This window comes from Marinobacter sp. C7 (assembly GCF_022343555.1).
In the GTDB taxonomy this organism is placed as follows: domain Bacteria; phylum Pseudomonadota; class Gammaproteobacteria; order Pseudomonadales; family Oleiphilaceae; genus Marinobacter.
Genome location: NZ_JAKQZH010000016.1, coordinates 1 through 971, shown reverse-complemented (window position 1 = coordinate 971; position 971 = coordinate 1). Strand labels below are relative to the sequence as shown.

The following is a 971-nucleotide window of genomic DNA, read 5'->3' as shown; positions in this document are numbered from 1 at the left end:
CGGCGTGCGCAGCGGCGAGGATATTCTGAAGGCGCTGGAAGCCGGCGCCGATTTCGTCTTCATCGGCCGCCCTTTCCTCTATGCTATCGGCGCCATGCGCGCTGCAGGGCCCGCCGCGCTTTTCGAGATGTTCGCAGCCGAACTCGAAGCTGCCATGGCCTTGACCGGTCGCCGTTCCCTCACCCTCACCGGCGCGTAACGGCAGCCGCCGGCAAGCGGCTTGTAAAGGTTCCGGCGAAGACCGGACTGCCGGCAGATTACCGCAGCACCGGCACCGGTCTTCGCCCCGATTGGCCCTAGCGCATCCAATAAGTTCGAGCGTCCTTTGTGCATCCGAATGGATGTACGGCGTCCTAGAGCCGGATCATGCCGGCGTCGACGTTGACGCACTGGCCGGTCATCCAGCCTGCGTCGTCGGAGACGAGGAAGGCCACGACCTTGGCGATATCGGTGGGCTGGCCCTTGCCGGGCATGGCCTGCAGCATTTCCACGAAACCGAAGCTCTCGGCATGCGGGCTCGCCTTGACGCCGTCGGATTCGATCAGGCCCGGCGTGACCGCGTTGACGCGGATGCCGTATTTGCCGACTTCGGTTGCGAGCGCGCGGGTGAAACCGATCACGCCGCCCTTGGCCGCCACATAGGCCGACATGTTTGGCGTACCGGCGTAAAAGGAGTTCGATGCCATGTTGAGCACCGTGCCCTTGCGGCCGGCGGCGCGCATCATGTCGGTCGCCTTGCGGCTGGCGATGAAGACGCTTGTCAGATTGGTGTCGATGATCTCGTCCCAGTATTTCTGCGGATAGACCTCAAAGGGTGCATTCTGATCGGCGGAGCCGTCCGGCTTGGAATCGATGCCGGCATTGTTGACGAGAATATGCGGCACACCCCAGTCGGCAATCACCTGATCGGTGGCCGCGGCAAGTTCGGCCTTGTCGGTGACGGAGGCCTCATAGACGCGGATATTATCTTC

At 63.1% G+C, this 971-nt stretch carries 2 protein-coding genes; one reads left to right on the top strand and one right to left on the bottom strand.

The genetic code is table 11. The features are described 5' to 3' along the window. Positions 1–199: alpha-hydroxy-acid oxidizing protein (locus MD273_RS18450; RefSeq protein WP_239039245.1), on the top strand; the 199-nt coding region annotated here is incomplete at its 5' end. Positions 200–353: 154 nt separating this feature from the next. Here MD273_RS18450 and MD273_RS18445 read toward each other — a convergent pair. Next, the coding region (locus tag MD273_RS18445; RefSeq protein ID WP_239039244.1) for an SDR family NAD(P)-dependent oxidoreductase at positions 354–971 on the bottom strand (618 nt) is incomplete at its 5' end.